At 40.7% G+C, this 15,089-nt stretch carries 12 protein-coding genes; 2 read left to right on the top strand and 10 right to left on the bottom strand.

The window, feature by feature from the left end; all coding sequences use genetic code 11:
* Positions 1-38: 38 nt before the first annotated feature.
* Positions 39-1,391 (top strand): DUF2254 domain-containing protein, encoded by a 1,353-nt coding sequence (locus V7783_RS14755; protein ID WP_335679359.1) that lies wholly within the window; start codon positions 39-41, stop codon positions 1,389-1,391.
* An 8-nt stretch (positions 1,392-1,399) separates the two neighbouring features.
* Here V7783_RS14755 and V7783_RS14750 read toward each other — a convergent pair whose 3' ends face one another.
* The 3 genes from V7783_RS14750 to ggt all read right to left on the bottom strand — a co-directional run bounded on the left by V7783_RS14750 (position 1,400) and on the right by ggt (position 5,860).
* Positions 1,400-2,107, bottom strand: a complete 708-nt coding sequence (locus V7783_RS14750) for an SIMPL domain-containing protein (RefSeq protein WP_335679358.1) — start codon at positions 2,105-2,107, stop codon at positions 1,400-1,402.
* Between the two features lie 108 nt (positions 2,108-2,215).
* Positions 2,216-3,910, bottom strand: a complete 1,695-nt coding sequence (locus V7783_RS14745; RefSeq protein ID WP_335679357.1) for an NAD-dependent malic enzyme — start codon at positions 3,908-3,910, stop codon at positions 2,216-2,218.
* Between the two features lie 159 nt (positions 3,911-4,069).
* Positions 4,070-5,860, bottom strand: coding sequence for a gamma-glutamyltransferase (gene ggt / locus V7783_RS14740; RefSeq protein ID WP_335679356.1), 1,791 nt, complete (start codon positions 5,858-5,860; stop codon positions 4,070-4,072).
* 88 nt (positions 5,861-5,948) lie between these two features.
* Here ggt and rrtA point away from each other — a divergent pair, with 88 nt between their 5' ends.
* Positions 5,949-6,536: a rhombosortase gene (gene rrtA / locus V7783_RS14735; RefSeq protein WP_335679355.1), complete on the top strand. Its 588-nt coding sequence runs from the start codon at positions 5,949-5,951 to the stop codon at positions 6,534-6,536.
* Between the two features lie 23 nt (positions 6,537-6,559).
* On the opposite strand, the gene V7783_RS14730 is transcribed toward rrtA, so the two are convergent.
* From V7783_RS14730 to V7783_RS14700, 7 genes are all read right to left on the bottom strand, one after another.
* Positions 6,560-9,052, bottom strand: a complete 2,493-nt coding sequence (locus V7783_RS14730; RefSeq protein ID WP_335679354.1) for a prolyl oligopeptidase family serine peptidase — start codon at positions 9,050-9,052, stop codon at positions 6,560-6,562.
* A 104-nt stretch (positions 9,053-9,156) separates the two neighbouring features.
* Positions 9,157-10,290 carry an endonuclease/exonuclease/phosphatase family protein gene (locus V7783_RS14725; protein WP_335679402.1) on the bottom strand — a complete coding sequence of 378 codons (1,134 nt, stop codon included), beginning with the start codon at positions 10,288-10,290 and terminating at the stop codon, positions 9,157-9,159.
* A gap of 35 nt (positions 10,291-10,325) precedes the next feature.
* Positions 10,326-11,261: a YeiH family protein gene (locus V7783_RS14720; protein WP_335679353.1), complete on the bottom strand. Its 936-nt coding sequence runs from the start codon at positions 11,259-11,261 to the stop codon at positions 10,326-10,328.
* Between the two features lie 8 nt (positions 11,262-11,269).
* Positions 11,270-11,494: a DUF2798 domain-containing protein gene (locus V7783_RS14715; RefSeq protein ID WP_335679352.1), complete on the bottom strand. Its 225-nt coding sequence runs from the start codon at positions 11,492-11,494 to the stop codon at positions 11,270-11,272.
* Between the two features lie 55 nt (positions 11,495-11,549).
* Positions 11,550-12,698 (bottom strand): 5-(carboxyamino)imidazole ribonucleotide synthase, encoded by a 1,149-nt coding sequence (locus V7783_RS14710; protein WP_335679351.1) that lies wholly within the window; start codon positions 12,696-12,698, stop codon positions 11,550-11,552.
* Between the two features lies 1 nt (position 12,699).
* Positions 12,700-13,182 carry a 5-(carboxyamino)imidazole ribonucleotide mutase gene (gene purE / locus V7783_RS14705; RefSeq protein ID WP_335679350.1) on the bottom strand — a complete coding sequence of 161 codons (483 nt, stop codon included), beginning with the start codon at positions 13,180-13,182 and terminating at the stop codon, positions 12,700-12,702.
* Between the two features lie 154 nt (positions 13,183-13,336).
* Complete coding sequence (locus tag V7783_RS14700) at positions 13,337-14,923, bottom strand: ABC-F family ATPase (RefSeq protein WP_335679401.1); 1,587 nt, start codon at positions 14,921-14,923, stop codon at positions 13,337-13,339.
* Positions 14,924-15,089 lie beyond the last annotated feature (166 nt).

Raw genomic sequence — 15,089 nt, 5'->3', positions numbered from 1 at the left:
GATAACGTACTAATTCTTCACTCAAAGAAAGGATTGTCATGTTTACACCCCGTAAGATTGCGGACAACTACAGAGAAATGATTAACAGTATTGGTTTTTATCCTTCGATGATGTCGGTAGGCTTTTTACTGTTTGCCGTATTTAGTATGTCAATAGAATACACAGACATAGTGCAAGAGATAAAAAAGTTTTTATCCGTGGTATTAGTTGATAGTGAAGAAAATGCGCGAACCATTCTAAGTACACTGGCAGGTAGCATTATATCGCTGACAGTGTTTAGCTTCTCTATGGTAATGATAGTGTTAAATAGCGACAGCGCAAGTTTATCGCCTAGGGTTGTGCCCGGCCTTGTTACCCGTAAATCACATCAAATGGTGCTGGGGTTTTATCTGGGTAGTATTATTTATTCAATCATTATGTTGATCAATATTAAACATATTGATCAGGACACCGTAGCTATCCCTGCCCTTGGAGTTTTATTTGCGTTGATTTTTGGGCTGATATCATTGGGGCTATTTGTTTACTTTATTCATTCAATTTCTAAAGCAATTCAGGTCGATAATGTATTAAATGATTTATTTAATCACACCAAAAATGTCATTGCAGAAATCGTTACGCGCCAGCAGCAACAGAAAGTTGAGAATTTCCCTGACTTTGAACAATGGTATTCTATCGGCAGTAACACCGAAGGCTATTTTAAAGGCGTACACAGTGATAAGTTATGTGCCATTTTAGCTAAGCAAAACATAGAGTTGTACATTGTAGTTAACCAAGGTTTCTTTACCGTCAAAGGTTACCCATTTTTAAAATGTAATCGTGATTTAAGCCAAGATCCAGAATTACTTGAAGACCTACTTAAATGCTTTATTTTTTATATTGAGGAATACATAAGCGACCACTACCGATATGGTTTAACGCAAATTTCTGAAATAGCAGTTAAGGCGATGAGCCCTGGCATAAATGATCCGGGTACTGCCGTTAAAGCGATTGATATGCTGAGTATTTTATTGATTGAGCGGCTAAAAATAAGTGATATTAATTACTCATTTAAACACAGTGAGGGTTCACCGTTATTGTATTTGCATGAGACCTCATTTGACGAACTGCTGCATGATAATTTTACCCCTATTCGTAATTACGCAAAAACTGATGGCTATGTAATGACCAATGTTTTAGAGGCGTTTAAAAATATATTGTTTGTTGCCCATAGCAATGAGCAAGCGACAAACAGCCTATTTAATTACTTAACAGCCATAGTGGATGATATTAATGAACATATTAGTAATCAGTATGACCGTAAAGAAGTGAGTAATATGCTAAAAGCGATTGCAAGAACGAGTGAGGAGCAAGGCAATAAATTGCTGGCACGTTTTGAGCACCAGCAAACATAAAGTAGAGATTATTTGATCAAGTAAATAGCATAGCTTGATGCTGTGATCACTAATTCACCAGCGTGGTAGGCATCTGGCACAAAGTTGCCCGATTCTGTGTCTGCCATACTGGCCATTTTTACGCGCATATAAGGCTGTGTATTAGTATCCATTGGACTCATTGACGCACTGTAAAGGCCTTTAATTTTAACATCGTAATCTGTTGCAAACTCTTCGGCCGCACTTTTCGCGTCTTTAATTGCCAATTTTTGCGCTTGTTGCTGTAATTCTTTGTATCGGCTAGATACAAATTCAGTTTGATTGATTTCGTTAATACCACCGCTTACCAAGTTTTGTAATAACAGCGGGTATTTATCAATTTGTTTTAAAGTCAAAGATAAACTGCGTGACACTCTAAAACCAACAAACTCTTGTTTATTGGTTTCACGGTTGTATTGGTTTTCTCGATGAATACTGATCTGGCCTGCGTTAATATCCGTGTCTAATACACTGGCTTGTTTTGCAAGTTTAATTGCTTTAGCCATCGTTATATCAGCTTTTTGTTTCGCTGCCATAAGATCTTTATCAATTTCAACAATGCCAACGCTAAGCTTCACATTATCAGCAACAGTGGTAATTTGGCCTTGCCCTTGAATATAAATGTGTGGTGCATCGGGAGTACTGGCTGCAAAAACGTTGAAACTAAGTACCGCGGCTAACAATGGTAAATAACGCATAAATATCCTTAATAATTTTAGTATCACTATTAGATACCGTACGCGGTTAATTTAAAATGAACAAGCAAAAAAAAACAGGCCGAAGCCTGTTGTTTGATTAGTGGTTTATTAGATGCTACAACGCTTATAATTACGGTATTTAGGTAACCAGTAATTTTTATTGATAGCAGCCCATAGCATGTCATCACTTATCTCAAGTGCAGCGCCCTCTTCGATGGCTTTTTTAGCAACACCAAATGCAATGCGTTTACTCAAGGTTTCAATTTCAGTCAATGCGGGTAATAAGCTGCCTATGCCAGTGTTGGCACGCGGTGACGACTCAGCTAAAATTTCACTAGAGACCATCAACATCGCATCAGTAATACGTGTCGCTTTAGCGGCAATCACACCTAAGCCAATGCCTGGGAAAATATAGCTATTGTTACACTGCGGGATAACAAAAGTTTCACCGTTGTAGATAACAGGTGCGAATGGACTACCGGTTGCAACAATTGCGTTACCTTCGGTCCAATTGATCACATCTTCTGGTAATGCTTCTACTTGCTTAGACGGGTTACTCAACGGGAAGATCACCGGTTGTGCGCACCCAGCGTGCATGGCACGAATAACTTGCTCAGTGAATAAACCGGGTTGCCCTGATACACCAATTAAAATATCAGGTGCGGCGCAGTGCATCACATCAAGGAGTGAAGCGTACTCACCGCTGTATTTCCAATCAGCTAGTTTATCAGTTGGTTGAGCAAGCGCTTGTTGAAAGTCGCGTAACCCTTCCATGCCTTGGGTTAGCAGACCAAAACGGTCAACCATAAACACTTGGCTACGAGCTTGTTCGTCAGAAATACCTTCTGACACCATTTGCGTAATAATTTGCTCAGCAATACCACACCCTGCTGAACCGGCACCAACAAAAACAACTTTTTGCTCTGATAACTGTGCATTCTTAACGCGACATGCCGCAAGTAGTGACCCAACGGTTACAGCGGCTGTGCCTTGGATGTCATCGTTAAAGCTACAAATTTCATCACGGTAGCGTTTTAATAAAGGCATTGCGTTAGGTTGAGCAAAGTCTTCAAACTGCAGTAATACATTAGGCCAGCGACGTTTAACAGCTTTAATGAATAAATCTAAAAATTCATCATATTCATCTTGTGCGATACGTTTATGACGCGCGCCCATGTACATAGGATCGTTAAGCAATTTTTCGTTGTTAGTACCCACATCTAGCATAACAGGTAGCGTATACGCAGGGCTAATACCACCACAGGCGGTGTACAGTGATAATTTACCAATTGGAATACCCATACCGCCGATACCTTGGTCTCCAAGACCAAGAATACGCTCACCATCGGTAACAACGATTACTTTTACTTTGCCCTTGGTGGCATTACGTAGAATGTCGTCGATTTGATAGCGATCTTCGTATGAGATAAATAAACCACGGGCACTGCGATAAATATCAGAGAATTTTTCACAGGCATCACCCACTGTTGGGGTGTATATAATTGGCAGCATTTCTTCAAGGTGATCACGTACTAAACGGTAGTAAAGTGTTTCATTATTATCTTGAATAGCACGTAGATAAATGTGCTTATTTAAATTGTCTTGAAAACTTGAATATTGTTGGTAACAACGCTCAACTTGCTCTTCAATTGTTTCATAGCGAGGAGGCAGTAATCCCGCAAGGTTGAAACTTTCCCGCTCTTTTTGAGTAAATGCACTGCCTTTATTAAGTAGTGGTGTTTCGATCAGACCTGGGCCTGAGTGATGAATATAAAGATAATTTGGGTCTGTATTTGTAGTCATAAGTCCAAGCTTAACGATGTCTTTAAGTTGTGATCTGCCATTATTGCTGTTGAATATAAAAAAGCAACGACATTCAACCTTGTCAGACCATTAAAAGAAAATACTCGATGTGTGTTTAACACACGTAAAACGTAATTGTACATTAAATAACGATGTCTATTAAGGCTTATTAACTGGCATTTCATGCTCTTTAAGCACAAAATTATGCTCACTTAAAGCAACCCCTTCACGGCGCGGATCCGCGGCGCCAACTAAACTACCGTTGGTTAACTCAACGGCATGTAATCCAGAATTTAAATCAACTACTTTCACTGTATGTCCACGCTTTTCAAGATCAGCAATAATGCTTTCTATCGCAGTGCCTTTCTCAAGGCTAGTGTAGCTATTACGGTTGGTTATTCTTGGTAAGTCGATTGCTTGTTGAGCGGTTAATTGCCAATCTAATACACCAATCACTACTTGCGCGACATAATTGATAATGCGGCTACCACCGGGTGAGCCGACCACTAAGCGTAAGCTGCCATCTTTATTAAACACCATCACAGGTGACATCGAACTACGTGGGCGTTTGCCTGCTTCAACACGGTTTGCTAATAATTTGCCATTTTTGCGTGGTGATAATGCAAAGTCAGTTAATTGGTTATTCAATATGTAGCCATTAACCATCACAGTTGAGCCAAAGGCCATTTCTATCGAGCTGGTCATGGATACTGCATTACCATCACTATCAACGATTGATACATGAGAGGTAGATGGCAATTCATAGGCATCATCTTGCGCGTAGCTAAGTAAAGGTCGAGGTTGGCCTGCTTCGGCTTTTTGATCGCGTTCGCTGATAAGTTCTGCACGTTGCTTTACATAGCGTTTTTCAAGCAACTCTGCTGTTGGAATATCAGCAAAATCAGGGTCGCCCATATAGACATTACGATCAGCAAAGGCTAAACGTGAAGCTTGGCTAAAGTAATGCAACGCTTGCGCAGAATTTGGTTGATATTGCCCCATATTTTTATCTTCAAGTAAGGCTAAAATTTGCAAAACGGCTACACCACCGCTGCTAGGTGGTGCCATAGAGCATACTTTATATGCATGGTATGGGGTGCAAACTGCGTCGCGTTGCTTACTTTGGTAGTTTGCTAAATCAGTCATTGCTAAGGTGCCTGGCGCAACCACTGAATTTTTAACAGCGCTGACCATTTTTTGTGCATTATCGCCTTTATAAAAAGCATCAATACCAACAGCGGCTATTTGTTTATATAAGTCAGCTAGCGGTTGATTCTTCTTGACTGTACCGACCGCAAGCGGCTTACCATCTGGAAAAAAATAATCACGGATCACGGGCAACTTAGTCACACCAGGATTTATTTGTTTGGCTAATAACGCATGTAATCGCGGCGACACCACAAACCCTTGCTCTGCAAGTGCTATCGCAGGTTTAAATAGTTCGGCCCAAGCAAGTTTGCCATATTGTTTATGTGCATTTGCAAAGGCATGCAATATACCGGGTACACCAACTGAGCGACCGCCAACAACCGCCTCTATCCACGGTGCTGCATTGCCATCTTTATCTAAAAATAATGTTTCATCGGCATGACTTGGAGCCGTTTCACGGCCATCAAAACTAGTAAGTTTATTGTGCTGTTTGTTGTAGTAGAGCATAAATGTGCCACCACCAATACCAGATGATTGCGGCTCAACTAAGGTTAGCACCAGTTGCGTTGCGATTGCCGCATCAACAGCACTACCCCCTTGCGCGAGTATTGTTTGCCCTGCTTGTGCTGCATAAGGATTGGCCGCAGCGACCATAAACTGTTTACCAGTGACTTGTTGCTTAATTTGATGACCGGTTGCCGCTTCTGGCTCGCGAACTTCTCTTGGGGTTTGGCTGGCTAAAACGGGTAAAGCGAGCAGCGTTAAACTAAAGGCAACACTGCGCTGAAAAGGTAAATACATAAAAAAGCCTGATTTGCATTGAGATATTTGGCATCTTAAAGTTAAACGGGCACAATATGCAAAATTTTACTATGAAAATAAGAATAAAATGGTCAATTTACCCCTGCAACCGCGTTATATTTTACCTCCGCTGTGTTTAATGGCATTAAGTGCCCTATTGGCTGCATTAAACTTAAACGATGTATTAGAGTTTAATCGGCAATTAATTGAGCAAGGCCAAGTGTGGCGTTTGATCACCAGCCAATACGTTCATGCAAATTGGCCTCACTTAGCACTAAACTGTGCTGGTATCATATTAATTTGGGCACTGCATGCTGAGCACACAAAACCGGCTCAATATGCATTACATACGCTGTTTTTGGCCGCTTGGTGTGGTATCGGTATATATTATTTTTGCCCAGATATAAGAATATACACAGGTCTAAGTGCGTTACTGCATGGGGTGATTGTGTGGGGGGCAATTAAAGATATTGAAGCGGGTATGAAAACCGGAGTATTACTATTTATCGGTATTTGGCTGAAGATTGGCTATGAGCAATTTCACGGCCCAAGTGCTGAGGTTGGTAAGTTAATCGCCTCACGGGTGGCGGTTGATGCACACCTGATTGGTGCAATTGGAGGCATTGTACTCGCTTTGCCTCTTTTTATTACCTATCTAAAAAAACGCCAAGTTTGAACTTGGCGTTTTATTTTTAAACCTTAAAGTGTTTCTTTAAATAACTTATGAATACGGCGGTATTCATCTAACCAGCTTGACGGCTGAACAAAGCCATGCGGTTCTACTGGGAAGATAGCCGTTTCAAAGTTTTCTTTTTCAAGCTCAATTAAACGTTGTACTAAACGTACAGAGTCTTGGAAAAACACATTGTTATCAACCATTGGGGCATTGATCAACAGGCGATTTTTAAGACCTTCTGCATAATAAATTGGTGAGCTTTTTTCATACGCAATTGGATCAACATCTGGATGGTTTAAGATGTTTGATGTGTATGGGCCATTGTAGTGAGCCCAATCTGTTACGGGGCGAAGCGCAGCACCCGCTTGGAATAAATCAGGTTGAGTGAACAAGGCCATAAAGGTCATAAAGCCACCGTATGAACCACCATATGTACCAACCGAGCCTTTATTAACATTGGCATTTTCTGCCATCCAACTGACACCATCAGCCAAATCTTGAATTTCCGGTGTGCCCATTTGGCGATAAATGGCTGTACGCCAGTCACGGCCATAGCCTTTAGATGCACGATAATCCATATCCATTACTACATAACCTTCTGAGGCTAATAAAGAATGGAACATAAATTCACGGAAGTAACCTGACCAGCCCATGTGTGAGTTTTGCAAATAGCCGGCACCATGGTTAAAAATAACCGCTTTACGGTTTTTTCCGCTTTCACCTTCAACGTAGTCTGCTGGGTAATATACTTTTGCATAGATTGGTTGATCAGTGTGGCTTGATGGCACAGCTACAATTTTAGGAGCAATGAGTTGTTTCGCTAAAAATTCATCTGATACAGTATCTGTTAACTGAGTGGCTGTAGTATTTGCCTTTGCATCAGCAACATATAACTCTGGTGGAGACATGATTTTTGAATGCGTTAACAATAGTTTAGTTTGATCTGGGCTTAACTTATAGTCAGTCATGCCGTCTAAGTTAGTTACTTGCTCAGCGTTACCATTGCTTGGATCAACACGGTATATTTCATAAAGGCCTGGATGCTCAACATTGGCTTTATAATAAATTGCACTGTCGTCATTAGTAAGCGTTAAGTTTGATACTACAAATTGACCTTTAGTAAGTTGGCTTGCTTTACCATTAAGTGGTTTTTTATAGATATGGCTATAGCCTGTTTGTTCAGATAAGAAATACAAAGTATCTGAATTATTTAACCAACCGAAATCGTTATAAGCATAGTTAACCCAAGCATCATCATGCAAGCGATGTTGTGATACAAGCTTCGAGCTTTCCACATCCACAGTTGCTAACCAGCGATCCTTATTATCCCATGCTTCAAGCATCATCGCGACTTGCGTGCCCGCTTTATTCCATACAATAGCACTTTGATCCCAGCCCCAATCCATCATTAGGTTAATAGCACGTGGCTGTTTTTTAGATTCGTATGTTTTACCTTCACGGGCGAAATTTTCTTTTTTAACAGCTGCTAACACATCTTCATCAAAACCCGGTAAGGTATCGAATGCTAAGCTAGTTTGTTTTTGCTCTTCTAAATCGATATAAATAATTTCAGATGTTATTGGTTTTTCATCAGCAACACGACGGCGTACTTTTTCAGCTTTAACACCAGCATCGTCAGCAATATAATTTGGCATGATGTCGCTGTCATCTCGCCATGAGCGGCTTTCTTTAACTACAGCAACTAACGCTTTGCCATTAGGTGATAATTGTACGTCGGCTAATTCATTACCCTTGCCTAAATAAAACTGTGCGTTAGCAATTGACGCATTTTCAGCGTTTAGTTGTTCTTTACGTGCTTGTTTATCTTTTTTATTTTTATGAGTCAGCGCAATGTATTCTATTAGCTTATGTTGCTCTTTGGCAATATAGGTTGCAGGCTCAGCAATACCTTCGGGCGCATCGCTTAGGTGTAAATTTGCGATTTCTGTTTGCGCACCAGTTGCTAAGTTAACTTTGTAAAATGTGTTGCCTTGGCGATAAGCTAAATTACCATCAGTCAAAAATTGTGGTTTAGATTGTTTAGCACTGTCGTGGGTTATTTGTGTAATTGCACCAGTATTAATGTTTTTTACAAATACATTGCCTTCAAAAACATAAGCTTGCACTTTACCATCTGCAGAATAAACCGCATTCGCAGCACCTAGTGTATGTAACTTATTTAGTGCAACTTGGCTGGCAGCTTGGCTATTTACAGCTTGAGTGTATAAATCTCTTAGCTCATTACCTTGTTGTTTTTGTGCATAGACTATTGTTTTTGAATCAGCCGCCCAAAAAGCGCGCTCAGCTTGGCGACCTAACCAATCTGGATGAGCCATTGCTTGTTCAAGCGTGATGGCAGTGGTTCCTGTATCGGTGGGTGTTACCACAACACTTGCGACAGCGGCTTGTGGTTGCTCAGATGGCGTAGATGCGGTTGATTGACAACCCGCTAAGATAAAGCTTGATGCAACGCTCAGTGCAACTAAGGTTTTTTTAGTAGAAGATTTAAAAATCATAGGGCTTCTGTAAGGTTATTGTAATTACCTTGATTTAAGCAGAAGCACCTATGTAATAGCAATTATTTCAGATAAACCGCCAAACTTTGCTGTTTAATAGCAAGTTATTTTAGCGAAATATCTAACCACACCATACGGTGATCGGAAGAAGCATTTCGATCTTTAATTAATCGGTATAACTCACTATTTTTAACAGGCCAAAATACCCCACCGTCGTGAACGTCTATGCCATAAGTCGAAGGCAGTACGTAATCAACGCGCGCTTGCCAATAGGCTGTGTATGCTGCTGCGTATTTTTCGCTATAACTGGTTTTGGCGCCTTTACTGGTTGGTACAAACTGACAATTAATTAATGGATTTTTTAATAGTTGATCAGTTGTGTTTGGGCGCTTTTTATCACCTTCTGGGGCGGCATTTAAATCACCGACAACCACAAAACGTGATTGTGGGGCTATGCCACCTTTTACACCTTGGTCATCATATAAATAATCAGCATTGGCAATATAATCTTTTATTAAACGCACTTCATCGTGATTACGCTTGCCGTTTCTGTCTTCATCACCGTCAAATACAGGCGGAGTCGGATGAGAAGCCAGGACATGCAAGGTTTTACCTTTTACGGTTACCGGAACATCCCAAAAAGATTTAGAGCTCAACCTAAGTACTTGCCACTGCTCTTGGTTATACCAATTCTCGCCTGTTTTAGGATCAATAGGCATTTGTGCATCTGGCATATCTTTATATTTAAATGTTTGTAATGTCCTGACTTTGTCGAAATCTATTGGATAACGAGAAAGTATCGCCATGCCATAATGGCCTTCAAAAAAACCAAAGCCAAAGGCGTCCCCTTTAATACCGGTCGCTTGGCCGTCGTGATCAAGATCAAATGGGGTTTTTAAACCCGTATTTACAGGGGCAATATAGCTGTAGGGATAATCAATAGCGGGTTGTTTATTTTGACTTACAGCTAAGTAATTAGCCCGAAAATAATCAATCCCTTGCGCTTTGCTAATGTAATCAAATTCGTTTAATAGCAGTATATCTGGGCGAACACGTTGAATTATCTCAGCAATATTTTTAATTTGCGGGTGCTTGCTTTGCAATGCATTAGTCAGCGCATTTGCATCAACTTGCTGATCTTTTTCAGTGTAATTGGTTGCATCCATGCTGACATTGAATGTGGCTACTCTGATTGTATTAGCGGCCTCAGCACTGTTTGTCATACCATTGAAAAGCATGACACTCGTTAATGCGGCCATACAAAACTTACTATTCATATTATGAATCCATCTAAAATTAATAATAAAATGACACTACTTACCACTATCCATAAAATAATTGCCATTATAAAGGGCTTTAGTCCTGCTTGTTTTAATACAGAAAGTGATAAACCACTGCCAATTAAGAACAAAGTCATAACTAATAACTGTTTTGCCACGGTATTGATCAGCTGCCAAGATTCGCTAAACTGAGGCAAATAAGTATTGATCAAGGCTGCGGCTAAAAAGCCAATAATAAATAAAGGAATACTGGCTTTTTCTTCAGAGCGCCAAAATACTCCTGCAATGGTAGTGTAAGGAATAATCCACATCGCTCTAGTCAGCTTTACTGTTGTCGCAATGCTAAGCGCGACAGCACCATATGCGGCTGATGCCCCTACTACACTACTGGTGTCATGGATTGCCAAAGCAGCCCATAAGCCAAATTGTTCTTGGCTTAAATTAAAGTAATGACCGATTGTAGGAAACAGCAATAAGCCCACGCCATTTAATAAAAATACCACGCCCAGTGCAACTGCAACTTCATGATCTTTGGCTTTAATTACCGGGGCCATAGCCGCAATGGCACTACCGCCACAAATCGCAGTCCCAAAGGAAATTAGCACCCCTGTATTACGGTTTAATTTAAATACTTGCGTTAAAATTTCACCTAAGCCGATGATTGCCGTAATACTAACAATCGTTAACACCAAAGAACTGCGACCGACTTCAATCACTTGATTAAAATCAACGGCAAAACCTAAGCCAACGACTGCAGCTTTGAGCATCCACTTACTGGCTTTTTGTGATAGCTCAGCAAACGGGTTGCCTAGTAAAATTGCAAACAATGCGCCAAAGATCAGTGCTGTTCCACCACCAATCAGTGGAGTAATACACAAGATCAGTAAAATCAGATAAAAAGGTTTTTTAATGCTATCCGACAAAAGCATAATATTCCTTAAGGGCGAATAAGCTTTGCTGTAAGTTTATGAACAACGGGCGCTACAAAAATGACGGTTGGAAAAGCAACGCAAAATGCAAAAGCCCACGCAGCTAGCCAGATAGAAATTATGTTATCAATTAAACCAACATTGAAAATTGAAATAACTAATGACATAAAGCCTGACATAAATAACGCCATAAAAAAAGCAAATACGATAGTGCGGTATTTAGCACTGAACATGAACAATCTCCTATTGGGATTAATAAAAAAGCCGAGATAAACTCGGCTTTTATGACTAATTTAAAATCAGTGCGGTACTGGCTGCTAATACTCCGGGGTAATCTTCCTCCGGAAGATACTCTGTAAGCTGCGCTAGACGCTCTCCAAGCTCATGGAGGTTATTAGCTGAGACATTAATATGGCCCATTTTTCGTCCTGGCTTTGCTGTTTTACCGTACCAGTGGCTAGTAACACTCGGTACACTCAAAACTTGCTCAGGGATAGAAGATTGCCCAAGTACATTGATCATCGCTGTTACACGCTGAAGCTCTGTACTTCCTAATGGCAGACCTGCAACTGCACGCATGTGATTTTCAAATTGGCTACAATGTGCCCCCTGCTGTGTCCAATGGCCTGAATTGTGTACGCGAGGCGCTATTTCGTTAACGAGTAATTGCCCATTCACATCAAAAAACTCAATGGCTAGTACACCAACGTAATCAAGTTCATTTGCTAATTTATTAAATGCATCTTCAGCTTGCTGTTGAATTGCTGACTTCTCTTTACCTGCCACTGATAATGTTAAAACACCATTTGTGTGTTGGTTTTCAGTGAGTGGATAAATAGCTGTGTTGCCACTTTTATCACGCACACCGATAATAGACACTTCACGGTCAAATGGGATCATCTGCTCGGCTATAATTGTATGCGGGGCTTGCTCTGTACCTGAGGCAATAAAGTCAGCCATTTCAGACCAAATCTGTTCAATTTGATCGTCAGATTTTAAGCGCCACTGCCCTTTGCCATCGTAACCTGCTTGACAGGTTTTGATCACTAGAGGTTTGCCTAAAGTAGCAACAGCTTGCTCTAAATGCGTTTTTTCAGTGATTAACTGGTATGGTGCACATTGAACAGCAGTTTTGCTCAGTAAGGCTTTTTCAAGCGCGCGATCGCCACCGGTTTTGATTGCCGCTTTACCAGGGTAAAATTTATTACTTGCGCAACATAGGGTGAGTACATCGTCTGGGATATGCTCAAACTCAGCAGTGATTGCGTCGGCATCCACGATTGCTTGCGCTAAAGTCGTATCAAAGACTTGCCCAGTTAGTGGGTGAACAATTTTCTCGCTGCCCACATCAAAGGCAACCACATTTAAATTCAGTGGTGCACCGGCTAAACACATCATGCGTGCTAATTGGCCTGCGCCTAAAATTAAAATAGTCATATTACTCTGCTGGATTAGGGTTAGCTAAAATAGTCTCTGTTTGTTCTTTACGGAATGCTTCAACTTTGGCAAAAATATCAGGCTGCTGACAACCTAAAATTTGTGCAGCAAGTAGACCCGCATTTGCAGCGCCAGCTTCACCAATTGCTAACGTCCCAACTGCCACACCTTTTGGCATCTGGCAAATAGAAAGTAATGAATCAATTCCATTTAACGTTTTAGACTTCACTGGAACACCTAGAACAGGTAAAGACGTAAACGCAGCAGCCATTCCCGGTAAATGAGCTGCACCACCGGCACCAGCGATAATCACTTTGATACCGCGCTCTGCCGCAGAGCTTGCGTAATCAGCAAGAAGTTGAGGAGTACGATGAGCCGATACAACTTTAGTTTCATACGCGATGCCAAATTTCTCTAACATGATCGCCGCGTGTTCCATCGTTGGCCAATCTGATTTGGAACCCATAATAATGCCAACAGTCATAAATACTCCTCAGTAATAGTTTTTAATACTTATAGCGGACTTATGTCCGCATTTATGGTCGGTATTATACACGCATTAATTATTAAATTGCGAATTTCAAGCAACAAAAAAGCCATGACATGCATGGCTTTTCGATCTACAAACAAATTTAGCGTTAGGCTTCTTTGCTTGCTAGGTATTCAGAGTATGTGCCTCTAAAATCGATGATTTTACCGTCTTTTATTTCCCAAATACGAGTCGCAACTGACGATACAAATTGACGATCATGAGAAACAAACATTAACGTGCCTTCATAGGCTTCAAGCGCCAAGTTTAATGCTTCAATTGATTCCATATCCATGTGGTTGGTTGGTTCATCCATCAACAAGATATTTGGTTTATGCATCATAATCTTACCAAATAGCATGCGGCCTTGCTCACCACCAGAAATCACTTTTACAGATTTTTTAATATCATTTTGTGAAAACAACATACGGCCTAAGAAGCTACGAACCACTTGTTCATCATCGCCCTCTTGTTGCCATTGTTCCATCCACTGAAATAAGTTCATGTCTGTGGCAAATTCATCAGCATGATCTTGCGCGTAATAACCAATGTTATGGTTTTCAGACCACTTATACTCACCTTGTTTTGGTGCTAAACGCCCAGCTAAGGTGTTTAATAATGTGGTTTTACCAACACCATTTTCACCGATGATCGCAATACGCTCACCTACTTCAACTAAACCTTCTAGGCCAGTGAAAAGCATCTCTTCGAAGCCTTGACCTAAATTGGTTAATTCAAGGGCATTTCTGAATAACTGTTTTTCTTGCTCAAAACGGATAAACGGCGTTTGGCGCGATGACGCTTTAACTTCATCTAATTGAATCTTATCGATTCGCTTAGCGCGTGATGTTGCTTGTTTTGCTTTTGATGCATTGGCTGAGAAGCGCGAAACAAACTGTTGTAGCTCGGCAATTTGGCTTTTCTTCTTGGCATTTTCACTTAATAAGCGTTCACGCGCTTGTGTTGCTGCAAACATGTATTCGTCATAGTTACCAGGGTATACACGTAATTCACCATAGTCGATATCGGCCATGTGCGTACATACTGAGTTTAAGAAATGACGGTCATGGGAAATGATGATCATAGTGCAATCGCGTTGATTCAACACATCTTCTAACCACTTGATAGTATAAATATCCAAGTTATTGGTAGGCTCATCTAATAACATGATATCTGGATCAGAGAATAACACTTGCGCTAACAACACTCGTAATTTAAAGCCTGGGGCAATTTCTGACATTGGGCCGTAATGCTGTTCAGTAGCAATACCTACGCCCATTAGTAACTCACCCGCTTTAGATTCAGCAGAATAGCCATCCATTTCAGCAAACTCAGTTTCAAGGTCGGCCACTTTCATGCCATCCTCTTCACTCATTTCAGGCAGGCTATAAATACGGTCACGCTCTTGTTTAATTGCCCATAGCTCTTTGTGGCCCATGATCACAGTATCAATCACTGAATACTCTTCATAAGCGAATTGGTCCTGATTAAGCTTAGCAACCCGTTCATTTGGATCTGTGCTGACATTACCAGCTGATGGCTCAAGTTCACCACTTAAGATCTTCATAAATGTAGACTTACCACAGCCATTTGCACCAATTAAACCATAACGGTTACCTTCGCCAAATTTAGCTGAAATATTTTCAAATAACGGTTTAGCACCAAATTGCATGGTGATATTAGCTGTACTGATGATAGCGCTACCCTCCAACGGGGAAAATCAAAGTATTAAAATTGACAGGAGTGTAAACTAAATAGGCTTTTTTTTCTATGCAATAATAGTGTTTCTGTTCTGTACGCTGCGCATTTACGTGCGCCTAATTTAGTAAGTCTGTATCATGTTCAATATTAATTAGTTCTTA

The organism is Pseudoalteromonas sp., assembly GCF_036960685.1.
Lineage (GTDB): Bacteria > Pseudomonadota > Gammaproteobacteria > Enterobacterales > Alteromonadaceae > Pseudoalteromonas.
Note: the sequence above shows the minus strand (reverse complement) of the source record. Positions and strands in the feature narration are given on the sequence as shown.

Coding starts and splice junctions, on each gene's coding strand:
- V7783_RS14755 (WP_335679359.1), top strand. CDS start 39: ATGTTTACACCCCGTAAGATTGCGGACAACTACAGAGAAATGATTAAC.
- V7783_RS14750 (WP_335679358.1), bottom strand. CDS start 2,107: ATGCGTTATTTACCATTGTTAGCCGCGGTACTTAGTTTCAACGTTTTT.
- V7783_RS14745 (WP_335679357.1), bottom strand. CDS start 3,910: ATGACTACAAATACAGACCCAAATTATCTTTATATTCATCACTCAGGC.
- ggt (WP_335679356.1), bottom strand. CDS start 5,860: ATGTATTTACCTTTTCAGCGCAGTGTTGCCTTTAGTTTAACGCTGCTC.
- rrtA (WP_335679355.1), top strand. CDS start 5,949: ATGGTCAATTTACCCCTGCAACCGCGTTATATTTTACCTCCGCTGTGT.
- V7783_RS14730 (WP_335679354.1), bottom strand. CDS start 9,052: ATGATTTTTAAATCTTCTACTAAAAAAACCTTAGTTGCACTGAGCGTT.
- V7783_RS14725 (WP_335679402.1), bottom strand. CDS start 10,290: ATGCTTTTCAATGGTATGACAAACAGTGCTGAGGCCGCTAATACAATC.
- V7783_RS14720 (WP_335679353.1), bottom strand. CDS start 11,261: ATGCTTTTGTCGGATAGCATTAAAAAACCTTTTTATCTGATTTTACTG.
- V7783_RS14715 (WP_335679352.1), bottom strand. CDS start 11,494: ATGTTCAGTGCTAAATACCGCACTATCGTATTTGCTTTTTTTATGGCG.
- V7783_RS14710 (WP_335679351.1), bottom strand. CDS start 12,698: ATGACTATTTTAATTTTAGGCGCAGGCCAATTAGCACGCATGATGTGT.
- purE (WP_335679350.1), bottom strand. CDS start 13,182: ATGACTGTTGGCATTATTATGGGTTCCAAATCAGATTGGCCAACGATG.